We start from the raw sequence: 15,720 nt of genomic DNA on the forward strand, positions 1-15,720 counted from the left end.
ACGAAATGGTACCGAATCGACTATACTCGATTGCCTGCAAGTGCGTTCGTACATGAGCAAGTCACTTGCTCAGAACCGCCACGTGCACCTGTCGAAGTTGAGCAAGTCCACGTGGCGGAATTGGGCAAGCCAATAACTAAAGAACTTAAAGAATCTTTAAAAATAAAGAATAAAGACCAAGTCGAGATGAATCTCGACGTCGCATGTGTTGTCATTAATTATCTGAATGAGAAAACCGGAAAGCAATTCAAAGCCACCTCAACAGCTACTAAGAAGTTCATCGCTGGCAGAGTGAAAGAAGGCTATACACAACAGGATTTTATACAAGTCATTGATCTCAAAGTATCCCAGTGGAATCATCATCCTGAATACCGTGCTTACTTGCGTCCGTCGACGTTATTCAACCCGACGAACTTTGAAAACTATTTGAATGAACAACCAGCGAAACCTATACAAACTACGAAAAACTACGTGCTGCATTCTACTGAACTGGATTTTAGTCAGGGTGAAGATTTAGGTAATCTAGCGAGCGTAGTGGAAAAATAACTCTTTTTAAAAAAGATCATCATTTTGGATTCTGAATGTTTGACACACCGTCCATAAAAAAGCATGATAAGAGTAAAAGAACGGTAACTATGCTGCCGAATTCACGTGATCAACGAAAGAGGTTTTGAGATGGAAGAACAGAAATACGAATACTTGGCGGATAACCCAAATAGCAAAGTACTGCCGATTATGTTGGCTCTCATCATCGGTGCATTTTTCGCCATTTTGAATGAAACATTATTGAACATCGCACTCATTACACTGATGGATCAGTTTTCCATCACATTACCGACCGTGCAATGGATGGCTACAGGCTTCATGCTTGTCATGGCAGTCGTCATCCCCATCTCGGCCTTACTGATACAATGGTTCACGACGAGGCAATTATTTCTCGGTACGATGACCGTCTTCACGATAGGAACGATCGTGGCTGCGAGTGCTACGACATTTCCGATTCTATTAACAGGTCGACTGATTCAGGCTGTGGGAACAGGATTATTGATGCCAATCATTTTCAACGTTTTCCTACTCATTTATCCACCGCATAGACGTGGTAAGATTATGGGAATCATTGGACTCGTCATTATGTTCGCACCAGCGATTGGGCCCACGTTATCAGGAGTGATCGTGGAATATCTCGGATGGCGCTATTTATTCATCCTCGTCATTCCATTCGCCTTATTTTCTATTGGATTCGGTTATAAATACTTGATCAATATTACAGAAGTCACCAAACCAAAAATTGATTATATTTCATTGGTGTATTCATCGATTGGTTTCGGTTCTCTCGTATATGGATTTAGTTCGGTCGGTGAAAGCGCTGATGGATTTGCGAGTCCACGTGTATTGTTGTTGATCGGTGTCGGTGTGATCGGCATCGCGCTGTTTGCAATGAGGCAACTTAAGTTAAAAGAGCCTGTCATGGATATGCGCGTGTTTCGTTACCCGATGTTCACACACTCGGTCTTCCTGTTCTTGATTATTATTATGGCGATGTTCGCTTCTGAAATTATTTTACCTATTTATATGCAAGGACCACTCGCACTGAGCGCAGCGACAGCCGGTTTGATCTTGCTACCAGGCAGTATCTTGAACGGTATAATGTCACCGTTCATGGGGTCATTATTTGATAAATTCGGACCACGTGTGCTGATGATACCCGCTACGATTGTGCTCAGTGGCACGATGTTCATGATGAGCCGATTGACGCTCGATACACCCATTTGGGTTGTAGTTACGAGTTATATTTTGCTAATGCTCAGTGTATCTGCGATTATGATGCCAGCTGAGACGAATGGATTGAATCAATTACCGAAACGGTTATATCCACACGGCACGGCGGTTATGTCGACGTTACAACCGGTTGCTGGGGCTATTGGTGTTTCGGTATTTATAAGTATTATGAATGCGAGACAATTGCACTTTCTAAAGAAATCTACGACGCCTGACGACGCATTAACTGCTGATTTGGCTCTCGTATCCGGTGTGGAACTTGTGTACTTTATCGCATTCGCTATGTCGCTTGTTGCAGTTGTACTGTCGTTTATCGTGTACCGTGCTACACCGCGGGAAGATGTACAGGAAAGTAATTAATTGAAAATCCTCAATCCTTGTCATAGGGTTGAGGATTTTTATGTCTGCAAGCCTATAAAAGTATTGCAATAAGCTAAACTGGTTGACTTTCAAATCCGAGAATAATACTATGTGTTTATATACCAACTAAATTAATAGGAAAAGGGTGTTATGGAATGACTACTATAAAAGTACAGGCCGTCCACGACGTGAAAAGTCCTGTGGAACAAGATGAGCTTCTATTAAATCCACCGCAAAAACTACTGATTGCGGGTGCAGTACTTGTGGCGGTAGTATTATTCGCTTATTTGCTAGCCACCCAGCATATTTCCCAATCAATGCTTCTCGGCATTGGGTTATTGCTTGGTTTCACTCTCTTTCATGCACGCTTTGGCTTTACGTCTGCATTTCGACGCTTGGCGTCAGTTGGAAATGGCCAAGCGATGCGATCGCATATGCTGATGCTGGCACTAGCGGTAACATTATTTGCACCGATTTTAGCGTATGGCACGACATTTTTTGGCGGTCCGGTCGCCGGCTATGTTTCCCCTGTAGGCGTTAGCCTCATCGTAGGCGCCTTTGTCTTTGGAATTGGCATGCAGCTTGGCGGCGGGTGTGCTTCTGGTACGCTGTATGCGATAGGTGGCGGACGTACTGTGATGTTTGTAACGCTAGCGTTCTTCATCATCGGTACAACAATTGGTGCATACCATTTACCATTCTGGACGGAAGAAATGCCTGCATTCGCTCCGGTTTCATTGGCTACTTCCACTGGTTTAGGATATGGTGGCGCTTGGCTTGTGTCGATTGCGTTATTTGGATTCATTGCGTGGTTGACGTTGATTATCGAGAAAAAGAAAAAAGCGCCGAAAATGGCAGTTCTCCCTACTGAAAGAGGATGGAAACGGATTTTCCGTGGATCTTGGCCATTGTTTGCAGCCGCGATTGTATTAGCGGTGCTAAACGCGTTAACGTTACTGACGCGTGGAACGCCTTGGGGCATTACTTCTGCATTTGCGTTATGGGGCTCTAAAATTGCTTCTGTAATCGGCTTTGATGTAGCGAGCTGGGGGTATTGGCAAGGGGCCAACGCAGCCGCGTTAGAAGCATCCATTTTCACTGATTCTACTACTGTATTAAATCTTGGAGTGATTATTGGTGCATTCATCGCTTCAGCAGCTGGCGGTTTATTCAAATTCACACGCGTGACAGTAGGTAATTTTGCAGCTTCCGTCATAGGCGGTCTGATGATGGGCTATGGCGCACGTCTTGCATTCGGTTGTAATATCGGAGCCTACTTCGGTGGCATTGCCTCATTTAGCTTGCATGGCTATATTTGGGGTATTCTCGCATTAGCCGGAACGTTCTTGGCATTGTATCTGCGTCCTTTGTTTGGATTAACCGTACCGAAATCCAATGATTCTGTGTGCTAAAGAAATTGAAACAATAAAATTCGTAAAAAAGCACCGGGTCCACGAAAACGTGGTTCTGGTGCTTTTTAGTATGTACTCTTCACAACAACATCCGCAAATACTTCTCAAAATTCACTCCTGCCTCTAACGGCGTATCGTCTAACGCTGTATCTTCTATGGCAGCGAGCAAGAATTCTTTGGCAAGCGTGATAGCCTGTTCCATGCCCACGCCGCGAAGTCGGCTACCCATTAGGACCGATGCAAATAAATCGCCAGTGCCTGAATAGCTTTTATTATTGAACGGCACCGTAGTGAAAAGTGTGTCCGTGTCGTTAATATACATATTGCCAATAGTAAATTGCCGACTGGGTGGCTGTATGCCTGTAATGATAATTTCAGCGCCGGTTGCTTGGTGAAGTAGCTTACCTAAATCCTCTACGATCTTCAGGTAATCTTGTTCATCTATGCAGCGGTGCAATGTGTCATAACTATAATCGGTCAACAAACAGCATTCGGTTAGGTTCGGTGTAATAATATCCGCACGCGCGACCAGCACTTTCATTTGTTCAAGAAGTTCTTCGTCAAAATTATCATACGCTATTCCATTATCACCCAGTACCGGATCAACGAGTAGTAGCGTACGTTCCGTATAAAAACTCTCAAGAAATGTGAGGATCTGGCGGATTTGTTCTTTGCCCGTAATATATCCGGTATGAATACCGTCAAAGGAGACATGAAGCTTCTTCCACTCCTCCGTATAGAGCGGCATGGCGGTCGTTAGATCATGACAGTAATAGCTTGGATATCCCGTTTGTGCAGACAAAACCGCAGTAGGCAATGGGCATGCTTGCATGCCCATCACGGAAAGCACAGGAATCGCGGCAGTGAGTGAGCATTTACCGAATGAAGATAAATCTTGAATAATTGCAACTTTTTTCATGGGGATTCCTCCGTAAATCGCTATGTATTATACGTATCATAGCATAAAGAATGCAGTAGATTGTTGTATAAGAACTAGTATGGATTATTTAGTGAGCTATCATTATGTAGGAAAACGAGAGATTTTCAACAAGTGTTTCAAGTAGAATTTTTATCTATAATCATGGGTTATAATTTCTAGTTTGGGGGGTATACATATGACGTAGACCAACCCAACGTGTTGAGTTCCAGAGGTTGCGAGAGAATGAAAAGTTCATGCTATACAAAACTAGAATACAAAAGAAGGTAGTTAATATCTTGGTTCATCATAATGAAGACTATTCTAAGCATTTTTCCGAAAAAAAGTTTTGGGATAAAATTCTTAATTTCGGTAAACAAGCGGGTGTTAAGTTAACGTATGGGACGCTATTACTGTTCTATACTTTTAAAAAACCAACAGTTCCGAAGAAAGTAAAATCTACTATTTTAGGCGCTTTAGGCTATTTCATCCTACCGTTAGACGTTATACCAGATTTCACACCTGTCGTTGGGTATTCCGATGATTTGGCGATCGTCGTGGGGGCTTTGCTAGTGGTGGCTACATATATTGACGCAGAAACAAAACAGCTAGCAAAAATTAAGGTAATTGACTGGTTTGGTGAAAATGTTGTAAAAGATACTGAGTCGTTGGATGATGAAATGGAAAAGAAGTTACAAGATAGGAGAGAGAAGAAGGAGATGAAAAACGAGAATAAGAAAGTTAAGGAAAATATCAAGGCCCTGAAGAAAGGGAATAAAAATGATAGGATCAACACAAACGATTAAGTGCTTTTTGGGCGTTTATTCCCGTAGCTTTATTAGTGTACCGCCCACACATTGAATCCAGTTACATCATCTCAAATTAGTAAATATAGAAAGAATATTAAATTAATTATACGCTTTTCTATGGTATCATGGTTTAATAGTAAATAACTTGCTAGTTAGAAAGTGGTGAAAGCGTGTTAGGGATTGGAAATTCATTTCGGTTATACGGTAATTTCTATTGGAGTATAGAAGGTAATGGGTCGCGATGGAAAGGAGAGGGAAAATAAAAGAATTATTCTATCATACCAACCGACCTTCATTGTAAGCGGTTTCAAGTGTAAGAGTAGTGAAGTGTGAAAATTAGCGATATGGCTATCTAAAAAGGGAGTGTTGGAAAATGAGGAAATTTATCATGATGATTGTACTACTAGCTACATCGGTATTCGTACTGGCTGCTTGTGGTAAAGAAGACGAGAAGACGTCAGGAAGTACTGGCGATCAAGGCTATAAATTAGTTAATGAAGGAAAATTCACTTTCGCCGCAAGTGGAGTGTATAAACCGTTTAGTTTTGAAGAAGACGGTAAACTTACGGGCTTTGATATAGAGATCGGAAATGCGCTTGCGGAGAAAATGGGACTTGAAGCGAACCCCGTGACAAATCCATTCGAAACGATTTTACAAGGTCTAGTGGGAAATAAGTTTGACGCAATTATTGGTTCTATGGCTTATACAAAAGAACGGGCAAAGCAAGCGGACTTCACCGAGCCTTACTATTATTCAGGAGGAATGATTTTCGTTGCAAAGAATAACGACGAAATTACATCTCCGGAAGATTTGGACGGAAAGAAAATTGGCGTAGTGGCTCAGTCTACATATGAAGAGCCTGCAAAAGAATTATCGGATAATATTCAGTATTACAGCAGTGATGTAGTAGCATTAAAAGATTTAACGGTTAAAGGTCGCTTAGATGCAGTCATTACAGCGGATATCGTTGGGTATGAAGCGATCGATAATGGATTTGAAGTCAAAGAGGTCGACAAGCCGATGTGGGTAGAACAACCTTCCATCGCCGTAAATAAAGAAAATCCTGAATTAACAAAAGCGCTGGATGTGGCATTACAAGAAATGATTGACGATGGGACGTATGAGAAAATCTCAGATAAATGGTTCGGTCGCAATTTACTTGATATTGATTTAGAAGGCGTAGAATTATTGGAATAAAGATAACCTCTATCTATTTTTAGAAAGTTGGTGTGCCGGTGCCTGAGTTCTTACTAACATTTTATGACGTATTCAAAAATACGTACAAAGGATTTTTACAAGCAGGTCTATTAACAATCGAAATCACGGCCATTGCAATCGTAATCGGCACGGTGTTAGGTGTCATTTTCGCACTGATGAAGATTTCAAATTCAAAAGTATTGCAGACGATTGCTAATTTGTATATTACGCTAATTCGAGGGACACCGTTAATCGTTCAGATTATGTTTCTATACTTCGGTATCACATCGATCATCGTGTTAGATAACTTTTGGGCAGGTGCGATTGCTTTAGGAGTCCATAACGGTGCATATATTGCGGAAATTTTCCGTGGATCTATACAAGGAATTGACAAAGGTCAACGAGAGGCCAGTCTTGCACTGGGGATGAATAGTTCATTGACAATGAGAAGGATCGTATTCCCGCAAGCTTTACGACGTGCGATTCCACCACTCGGCAACCAATTCATCATTACGTTGAAAGATTCATCTTTAGTCTATGTGATTGGTGTATCTGAATTATTTGGTTTGGCCAATCGAGTAGCCGCATCCAATTTCAAACAATTTGAAACGTTTCTCGTAGTAGGTCTTTATTATCTCATTCTCGTTCTAATTTTCAGTGCTCTATTAAAATGGTATGAGAACAAATTGGATGTGGATAAATAATGGGGGCGGATACGATGATTAAAGCAGAAAATATTCATAAATCATTTGGAGATTTGAACGTGTTGAATGGTATTGATATGGAAGTGCGCCGTGGAGAAGTAGTCGTTCTCATAGGGGTCAGTGGATCGGGAAAAAGTACTTTTTTACGGTGTTTAAATTTTTTGGAATTGACGAACGAAGGCGTTATTACGATTGATGGAAAGCAAGTAAATCAAAAGAAAGACAACTTAGCCAAGATTCGTGCGGAAGTTGGAATGGTATTTCAACACTTTAATTTATTCCCACACAAAACGGTTTTAGAGAATGTAATGGAAGCGCCTTTGATGGTCAAAAAAATGGACAAAGTCCAAGTGAAGAAGATGGCACACGAGATATTGCAAAAGGTTGGATTATCCGAAAAAGCCGGAGTCTATCCGAATAAATTATCAGGTGGTCAAAAACAACGCGTGGCAATCGCTCGAGCACTTGCCATGCAACCAAAAGTATTGTTATTCGACGAACCGACCTCCGCTTTAGACCCCGAACTGGTTGGGGAAGTGTTGCAAGTCATGCAAAACTTAGCAGAGGAAGGAATGACGATGATTGTTGTGACACACGAAATGAAGTTTGCAAAAAACGTGGCAGACCGAGTGATTATGTTAGACGAAGGAGTCATCATTGAGGATTCTGATCCCGATACATTTTTCAATCGTTCAACAAATGAACGTACACTACAATTTCTGGAAATGGTAGACGTATAGGAACGGAAAAAGTTTCCATTCAAAGTGAACAAGAGGTACTAGGTCACCGAACATTTGTAAAGTGTTCTGTGCCCTGGTGCCTCTGTTTTTGGATCCACTATTTTTTCTGCTCCCATCCATTCCGTACATATGGAATTTCCCGGGAAACATTGAAATTCCAACATACAGAAGAAACTCGCTATACTTCACTCCTATCATAGCAATTGAACCGAATTCCCGTCGCACTATACGTGTTTATCTTTTCTTTGTTGTGGTCATACTGTCGATAGAAATGGAATGCACTTTGTCGAGGAGGATTATCGTGGAAAAGAAAAAACATAAACAGAACGAATCTCAAATGGAAGATCGGGAAATTCTAACGACGCGCCAAGGTCATCCTGTACAGGATAATCAAAATATCAGGACAATTGGCGACCGTGGCCCTGCTACGCTTGAGAATTATCATTTCATTGAAAAAATCTCTCATTTTGATCGCGAGGAAATACCTGAACGAGTGGTCCATGCAAGAGGATCGGGTGCGTTTGGCTATTTTGAAACATATGGGAAAGTGGGCAATGAACCCGTTGAAAAGTACACACGTGCCAAAGTGTTTTCGGGTGCTGGAAAAAGAACGCCTCTTGTCGCGCGTTTTTCCACTGTAGCTGGAGCTAAAGATTCGCCTGAGACTGCACGAGATCCACGAGGGTTTGCGGTTAAGATGTATACAGAAGATGGTAACTGGGATTTAGTAGGGAATAATTTGAAAATATTTTTCATTCGAGATGCTATGAAGTTTCCTGATATGATTCACGCATTCAAAGCGGATCCTGCTTCAAATATACCGCATCCACAACGCATGTTTGACTTTGTCTCTAGGTCGCCAGAATCCATTCATATGATCACGTTTTTGTTCTCGCCATGGGGAATTCCCGCAACGTATCGTCACATGCAAGGCTCTGGTGTGAATACATACAAATGGGTTAATGGCAAGGGAGAAGCGGTTCTAGTAAAGTATCATTGGGAGCCAAAGCAAGGCATCCGTAATTTAACGCAGGAAGATGCCGATGCCATTCAGGCAAAAAATGTTGCCCATGCGACGCAAGATTTATCTGAAGCCATTGAACGTAAAGAGTATCCTGAATGGGAGCTTTTCGTGCAAATTATGGAAGATGGATACCACCCAGAACTGGATTTTGATCCGCTTGATGATACAAAGCTTTGGCCCGAAGAACAGTTTCCTTGGTTGCCTGTAGGGAAAATGGTATTGGATCGGAACCCCGATGATTTCCATATGGATATAGAGCAAGCGGCTTTTGGAACTGGAGTGCTTGTAGATGGAATGGATTTTTCAGATGACAAAATGCTTCAAGGCCGTACATTTTCGTATTCCGATACACAACGTTATCGTATTGGTACGAATTATCTCCAGTTACCTGTAAATGCGCCAAAAAAAGAAGTTCGGACAAACCAGCAACGGGGTCAAATGGATAATCGTGACGCCTACGAGTCGGGAGAAAATCCGCATATCAATTATGAACCATCTATGCTCGGTGGATTTCAAGAAGCAAAAGGAGAAAGCCGGCCTCCGCATAGACCTACGTATAATGCAGCGGCGATGAGCGCACCGATTGATCGACCCGATAATTATGGTCAGGCAGGCGAGACGTTCCGACAGTTTGAGAAATGGGAACGAGAGGAATTAATCAAGAACCTTTCAGAAGCGCTAGCCGTGTGTGGTGTACGCATACAAAAAGCGATGATCGACCACTTCACGCAAGCGGATTTTGAATACGGGCGTCTTGTTGAAGAGGGTATTGAACGAAAAATGAAAGAGCTAGAAGGAGTGGCGGCAGAACCTAACGTCCCGGGTCGTGAAGCTGGTCAATCGAAATTTGGCCAAGGCACGCCTGATTCTAAACAGGCTGTGAAAGACGCAGCGGAAAAAGGCCATGAAGCAGAGCCTTATTGATGAACTGGCTAAACCCTTAATTCACTAGATACAGAAAAAATAGCACCTATATAGGCAGCAAACGCTATAGTGGATGTAAAAGCGTTTCTGCCGTATATAGGTGTTTTATAAATGGCCCATCTCCTATCCACTTGTTCGATCACTATGAACCTTTCAATTTTGCTGATTTCGGCTTCAGTTATACGCTGAGCCTCATATCTTAATAACAGAGTAGTTAGAAAGTTTGCTAGAAAAATGATATACTTTATATTACGAAGCATGAGAAAACAAAGCGAATGTAATTCTCAACATAACGGATTGAAATACGATGATCAGATAGAAGCATCACGTACAGCCCATTAAAAAGCTTGGGAGGTGACGATATGAATAATTCCTTTTGGATTCCGTTACTGGTTTCATTTGGAACGATGATATTCCTATATTTACTAGGCTTTGTAGCGAATATAGAAATTCTACTATTTAAACTTTCACTGTCACATACTGAAATTTCCCTGCTTCCTATTGTTGTGGGTATGGTAATGGGGTTTATAAGTGAACGTATAATTAAGTGGAGAGCACGTGCCAATTAACAAGGGGAAGATCTTCTATACAGAGGGGAGCGTACTGCATGAATATCTTTAAAGTAGATGAAGTCACTAGTCTTTATCGGAGGCTGATAGAAGCGTGGAACAAACGTGATGCAAAAGGAATGGCCGAATTATTCACGGGATCTGGAATTCAAATTGGTTTTGATGGAAGTAAGCTGATTGGACGGGAGGAGATCTTATCGCACCTCGCATCGATCTTTGAAAACCATCCCACTGCCCCTTTTGTAACTAAAGTTCAGGATGTTCGTGCAATAGGAACTGATACGGCAATCGTGCAAGCCATTGCAGGTATGATTCCTCCTGGAAAAACAGATATTGAGCCCACACTAAATGCCCAACAAATTCTAGTTGCAGTAAACAAAGATGGCAATTGGCTAATTGAGCTCTTCCAAAATACTCCCGCACAATTTCATGGGAGACCAGAGTTAGTTGAACAAATGACAGATGAGTTAAGGCAATTGATTAAATAGCTATAAAATAAAAGAACCGAGAGATGTACATTTCATACTCTCGGTTCCACTTATGGCGAATAGTAGGTTTCTTTCAATAGTTCTGGATTAAGCATATACCGGTTTTCACGTCCGACCTTCTAGCTTGCTTAGATGGATTCGCAACACTTACCCCTGTAGTACGGTAGGAAGTTTCTCTTTGACAATCCGTTCCCAACCACTGTCCATAAATCCGCGAATGACTGCGTGTGGTTGTTCAAATTCAGTTACTTTATTTGCATCCCAGCCAGCATGTATTAATGTAAGCTCCGTTTCCTCATCGCTCAACTTCTTTAATTCAATGAAAACATGCCAATCTTTACCCCAATCAAAGCCCAAACGGGTAGGTGGATCAAGTTCTGTTACTTTGCAAAGGGAGTCCCCGTATTGCCCTGTATGAAGTACAAATTCTTGACCTTCAATTGGTTGAAGGGAATTTGGCATCCACCACGCCGCCATACCTTCTGACGTAGAAACAGCTTGCCATACTTTTTCTAGCGGTGCAGTAAGTCTAACGGTTTTACGGATATCTTCTAATTTCTCCTGTGAATTCATCATGCATACCTCCCATTTAGTTAACACTTCTAGATGTCATATAGTATACCATCATAAGTGTGATGCCAACAGTTTTCATTTATCCCAAATAAGTCTTGATTTTACGTTGTACTGTGTGTAAACGCTTTACAGAAGATGTTAGGAACATCGCGATGATAAATATAAGGTGCCAGGTCCACCAAACGATGATCAATCGTTACAGGACCCAGTACCTCTTATTCATTGAAATACCTAAGCTACTTGCACATTGGTATGATGAAAAGCTGGATCCGTGGAATGATGTATTGGTTCGCTGGTTGCTTCTGTTAAGTATCGTAGACCAAAGAAAACAACATATATATGAAGATATCTACAAAGAACTGGAGGCGATTGCGATGACTGACAAACATTTGCAAGAGGCATTTACAAGTTGGAATGAAATGAGTTTGGATTCAGACGGACGATTTGCCTATGAAGTTCGCTTAAAACAAGTTCTAGATCAGGAAGCAGCGGTAAATGAAGCGAAGTAGCGAGTAGAGAAGAGAAGGCTAGGAAGGGATAGAAAAGGTAATAGAGAAGGGGAAAATAGGTGAAAAAGAACATATAGCACGTAATCTTCTACTGAAAAAACTAGATGATGAAATCGTGGCTGAAACAACGGAGTTATCGTCAGAGCGCGTACAAGAGTTGAAAGCGGAATTAGAAATGCAATAAAACGCGTTATGATGTGTTGTAAATTGAAAAGACGTCTACTCTTGATCTTTAAAAGGTTGGGTGTAGATCTCTTTTTAGTTTGTATAAATGATTTCAAGTAATTTGAAATTATTCGCGGTATTGGATTTATGTCAATATCCTGGACACAAAAATGGTAAGTCAATGTCAGAAGTACAGTTCATAGAGGTCGTTCCAGAAAAATGTGTAGGTAGGGTGAATCATCTTCCTCTGTCATCCCTGCAATAGGAAGATTTTCATCAAACGCTCCGCACGACAACGTTCTATCCAACGTGCATTCCCAATGACTGGACATGTCAATGAATCAAGGTATGTATGCATGTAGAAAGGGAATGCTGAAAACCTAGGAGCGTGAATAAGATGAATTCTAGTTGTTCAGAAAGTTGGCGGGAAGATCCGACACCAAAAAGTCAGCAAGCTTGCCAAGAGTGTGGGCTATATAACCAAGGTTCTCGTATGGTTTGGGGAGAAGGAAATCCGAAAGCGTCGATCATGATCATTCTTGATAATCCAGGCGCACTAGAAGATCGTGAAGGGAATCGAATGGTTTGCGGAACGCGCCAAACTTTAAGACAGACCTTATCAACTGTGGGTTTAGAGGAAGAGTTGCTGTACGTGACATATATTCTGAAACGACGGCCCCTTCGTAAATATGACAAAGAGAGAGTGCGATCAGTTTGCATTCATCATCTCGAAGCTCAATTAGAACAACAACAACCTTCCCTTGTCGTCTGTTTAGGCAATGTAGCAGTTCAATCATTTTTTCAAAATCCTGAAGTGGATGTCAAAGGCTTGCGTGGAGAATGGCATGAAGTGAGGGGATTTAAAACTGCAGTTGCGTATCATCCCCTTGCAGTAAGACGTCGTCCAAATCTCGCGCCGATGTTTGAGGAAGATTTATCGTTTGTAGCGAGGGCATTTCTTGAGTTGAACAGAGTATAGTGTTTATTTCTAATCGCCAAATACTCTGTCCGTCCCGTTGCCGGCTAATTTCTGTTTGTTCTACTAATTGTTTTACTACTTTACATTGTGTAACTTTTTGGAATTGACGAATGAAGGCGTGATGACAGTCGATAGGGAGAAAATCAATCAGAAAAAGATCACTTAGCAGATGTCTAGTGAAAAATACCTCCCAACATATAAATGGAAAAGATGTCTACTCATGACCCCAGCGCAGGATGGGGAGTAGGCGCCTTTTCAATGTATAGGTAAAAGCTGTATGACACAAATCCTGAAACTTCCGCGATATAAACTGTTTTCATTCACTAATAAATAAGACGGATAGGATGAGTATTGGAAATGACAATTAGGGATATCGCTAATAGTATTCTGAGTAAAAATCGTGTATATTGAATTTACAGTTAATTATGTTTAGGTTCGATCACTTATCCTTGTTGCTTTGTACTCAATAAAATGCATTTATTCACATTATGTTAATTGTATTTTTGTTAGATGTTAGTAATCAAAGTCTTTTGTACTATACTGTTAGACTGAAAGTTATTTCACTTATTATTATGAAGGATATATAAGAATTACAGATGTTTTTTTACATAATTTATCATTAGATAAGGCGGCGATTTATTTGAACGATTTTGGAAAACACTTGCACTTATTACGCAAACAAGCACAGATGTCTTTACGTTATTTAGCGGAGCGCGTGAACCTCAGCTACTCCTTCATTGATTCTTTGGAAAAAGGCATATATATGCCTACACGTGAAGTAGTTTGTACATTGGCAGAAGAACTAGAAACAGATGTAGAGGAACTGCTGGATTTAGCAGGTTATATGCCGAATGAAACCGTGAAAAAAATATATGCTTTTTCGAATGATAGAGATTAATCTAGAATCATTTTGCTTGAAAGTGATCAACTGAACATGCGCATATCGCTTGTGTATGTTGATCTATCGTCGATCACATCCTTTCAAACATTTGTGGAAAGTGCCTATATTTTAAAGTAATCATCATTATATTCAGATAAGCAGGGGTAGGGTATCGCTTTTTTAAAAAAACCCGTTCCCCGATAGTATTCGGTAAACGGGTTCTACTGGTCTTATGGTTTCAAGATGACCTTGATGCATTCATCCTCGTGTTGATAAAATGTATCATATGCCTTCGAAGCGTCTTCAAGCGGCAAGATATGGGTGATGATATCGGTTGGATCGATTTCTCCATTCGTGATTTTGTCGAACAGCATCGGCATATAATGCACTACCGGTGCTTGACCCATTCGCATATTGACATTGCGTTCAAATATGAAACCAAGCGGGAACATATTGTAAAGCGATCCATATACACCCGTCAGCTGAATCGTGCCGAATTTCCGGACAGACTGATAGGCAATTTCGATGGCGCTCAGTGTACCGCCCTGAACTTTCATTTTCTGTCCAACTTTCTCGAGAATGTTTTTCTTCCCATCCATTCCGACGCAGTCAATGACAACGTCTGCACCGCCTTTTGTCAACTCTTTCATTTGTTGCCCAATTCCATCTACTTCATCAAAATTAAATATTTCCACGTTATTCGTATTCTTCGCGTGCTGCAGTCGGTAGGGGACATGATCGATTGCGATGACCCGTTCCGCCCCTTTCATCCAGGCGAATTTCTGCGTCAATAATCCGACAGGCCCGGAGCCTAGGACAATAACGGTGTCTCCCTTTTTTACACCTGCATGCTCCACACTCCAGTAAGCTGTTGGAAGAATATCGGATAGAAACAACAAGGATTCATCCGGCAGTTCACAGCTTTCAGGAATGACAAACGGAATGAAGTTTCCGTATGGTACGCGTAAATACTCGGCTTGACCGCCTGGATAATTCCCGTAGCGCTCGGTAAAACCGAAATAACCGCCTGTGTCCACTTCGGGGTTCGGGTTCGAATTGTCACACTGGCTTTCTAATTCATGCTGACAAAAGAAACATTCGCCGCATGAGACATTAAAGGGGATGATGACACGGTCGCCTTTCTTTACTTTCGTCACTTCGGCTCCAGTTTCTACGACAATACCCATAGGCTCATGCCCAATTACGTAGTCTTTATGAGCCGGCAATGCCCCCGTATAAATATGCAAATCCGACCCGCAAATGGCTGTAGAAGTAATTTTGACGATGATATCATCCGGCTTTTCAATACGTGGGGCGTCTACCTTTTTCACTTTAATATCTTTCGCGCCTTGATACGTAACCGCTCTCATCATATGCAATCCTCTCCTTTTTTTAAACTTACCCATTTTTAAAATACTTAATCATCTTTGGTTACGATTACACTTCTGACTCATTCGTTGGTATTGTAGAATGACGTCTATACTTCCTAGTGTAGTTGTACGCCAAACGTCCCAAAAGCGGCGTGTCGGCTTTGGAGGTAGTTGAGTGTTGGTGAATAAGGTACCTGCGGAGAACCAATCGAGAATGTGTCAACACGGGTGACTTTTTTAAGTACTTGTAATTGTGGGTATATTTGGTATAATTCGATATTGAAAAGTTTGTTTATTACGAGATATAAAGGAAAGTCTAAT

General features: G+C 41.4%; 16 protein-coding genes. 13 read left to right on the top strand and 3 right to left on the bottom strand.

What is annotated here, in order from left to right; all coding sequences use genetic code 11:
- The 3 genes from CSV60_RS05390 to CSV60_RS05400 form a co-directional block, all read left to right on the top strand.
- A partial coding sequence (locus CSV60_RS05390; protein WP_199175240.1) for a conserved phage C-terminal domain-containing protein occupies window positions 1–546 on the top strand: 546 nt, incomplete at its 5' end.
- Between the two features lie 129 nt (window positions 547–675).
- Window positions 676–2,139 carry an MDR family MFS transporter gene (locus CSV60_RS05395; protein WP_099632584.1) on the top strand — a complete coding sequence of 488 codons (1,464 nt, stop codon included), beginning with the start codon at window positions 676–678 and terminating at the stop codon, window positions 2,137–2,139.
- A 155-nt stretch (window positions 2,140–2,294) separates the two neighbouring features.
- On the top strand, window positions 2,295–3,551 hold the full coding sequence (locus CSV60_RS05400) for a YeeE/YedE family protein (protein WP_099636239.1): 1,257 nt from the start codon (window positions 2,295–2,297) through the stop codon (window positions 3,549–3,551).
- Window positions 3,552–3,630: 79 nt separating this feature from the next.
- On the opposite strand, the gene CSV60_RS05405 is transcribed toward CSV60_RS05400, so the two are convergent.
- Window positions 3,631–4,470 carry a pyridoxamine kinase gene (locus tag CSV60_RS05405; protein ID WP_099636240.1) on the bottom strand — a complete coding sequence of 280 codons (840 nt, stop codon included), beginning with the start codon at window positions 4,468–4,470 and terminating at the stop codon, window positions 3,631–3,633.
- A gap of 296 nt (window positions 4,471–4,766) precedes the next feature.
- Between CSV60_RS05405 and CSV60_RS05410 the strand changes: the two genes are divergently transcribed.
- The 7 genes from CSV60_RS05410 (at window position 4,767) to CSV60_RS05440 (ending at window position 10,923) form a co-directional block, all read left to right on the top strand.
- Window positions 4,767–5,273: a YkvA family protein gene (locus CSV60_RS05410; RefSeq protein WP_233189542.1), complete on the top strand. Its 507-nt coding sequence runs from the start codon at window positions 4,767–4,769 to the stop codon at window positions 5,271–5,273.
- 376 nt (window positions 5,274–5,649) lie between these two features.
- Window positions 5,650–6,474, top strand: a complete 825-nt coding sequence (locus CSV60_RS05415) for a transporter substrate-binding domain-containing protein (protein WP_099636242.1) — start codon at window positions 5,650–5,652, stop codon at window positions 6,472–6,474.
- 38 nt (window positions 6,475–6,512) lie between these two features.
- Window positions 6,513–7,178 (top strand): amino acid ABC transporter permease, encoded by a 666-nt coding sequence (locus CSV60_RS05420; protein WP_099632580.1) that lies wholly within the window; start codon window positions 6,513–6,515, stop codon window positions 7,176–7,178.
- Window positions 7,179–7,192: 14 nt separating this feature from the next.
- Window positions 7,193–7,918 carry an amino acid ABC transporter ATP-binding protein gene (locus tag CSV60_RS05425; protein ID WP_099636392.1) on the top strand — a complete coding sequence of 242 codons (726 nt, stop codon included), beginning with the start codon at window positions 7,193–7,195 and terminating at the stop codon, window positions 7,916–7,918.
- 337 nt (window positions 7,919–8,255) lie between these two features.
- A complete protein-coding gene (locus tag CSV60_RS05430) occupies window positions 8,256–9,866 on the top strand; it encodes a catalase (protein ID WP_099636393.1) in 1,611 nt (536 codons plus the stop codon).
- 362 nt (window positions 9,867–10,228) lie between these two features.
- Complete coding sequence (locus CSV60_RS05435; RefSeq protein WP_099632266.1) at window positions 10,229–10,435, top strand: ATPase; 207 nt, start codon at window positions 10,229–10,231, stop codon at window positions 10,433–10,435.
- 38 nt (window positions 10,436–10,473) lie between these two features.
- Window positions 10,474–10,923 carry an SgcJ/EcaC family oxidoreductase gene (locus CSV60_RS05440; protein ID WP_099636243.1) on the top strand — a complete coding sequence of 150 codons (450 nt, stop codon included), beginning with the start codon at window positions 10,474–10,476 and terminating at the stop codon, window positions 10,921–10,923.
- 147 nt (window positions 10,924–11,070) lie between these two features.
- On the opposite strand, the gene CSV60_RS05445 is transcribed toward CSV60_RS05440, so the two are convergent.
- The gene (locus CSV60_RS05445) at window positions 11,071–11,496 is read right to left on the bottom strand and encodes an SRPBCC family protein (RefSeq protein ID WP_099632268.1); all 426 of its coding nucleotides are present in this window, start codon (window positions 11,494–11,496) and stop codon (window positions 11,071–11,073) included.
- 185 nt (window positions 11,497–11,681) lie between these two features.
- On the opposite strand from CSV60_RS05445, the gene CSV60_RS05450 reads away from it, so the two are divergent.
- The 3 genes from CSV60_RS05450 to CSV60_RS05460 all read left to right on the top strand — a co-directional run bounded on the left by CSV60_RS05450 (window position 11,682) and on the right by CSV60_RS05460 (window position 14,047).
- The gene (locus CSV60_RS05450) at window positions 11,682–12,005 is read left to right on the top strand and encodes a PD-(D/E)XK nuclease family transposase (RefSeq protein WP_099636244.1); all 324 of its coding nucleotides are present in this window, start codon (window positions 11,682–11,684) and stop codon (window positions 12,003–12,005) included.
- 562 nt (window positions 12,006–12,567) lie between these two features.
- Entirely contained in the window at window positions 12,568–13,149 is a 582-nt protein-coding gene (locus CSV60_RS05455) for a uracil-DNA glycosylase (protein ID WP_099636245.1), read from the top strand.
- Between the two features lie 640 nt (window positions 13,150–13,789).
- Entirely contained in the window at window positions 13,790–14,047 is a 258-nt protein-coding gene (locus CSV60_RS05460; RefSeq protein WP_099636246.1) for a helix-turn-helix domain-containing protein, read from the top strand.
- Between the two features lie 212 nt (window positions 14,048–14,259).
- On the opposite strand, the gene CSV60_RS05465 is transcribed toward CSV60_RS05460, so the two are convergent.
- The gene (locus CSV60_RS05465; protein ID WP_099632341.1) at window positions 14,260–15,399 is read right to left on the bottom strand and encodes a zinc-dependent alcohol dehydrogenase; all 1,140 of its coding nucleotides are present in this window, start codon (window positions 15,397–15,399) and stop codon (window positions 14,260–14,262) included.
- Window positions 15,400–15,720 lie beyond the last annotated feature (321 nt).

Origin of the sequence: Sporosarcina sp. P7, from assembly GCF_002743425.1 — a bacterium.
In the GTDB taxonomy this organism is placed as follows: Bacteria; Bacillota; Bacilli; order Bacillales_A; family Planococcaceae; genus Sporosarcina.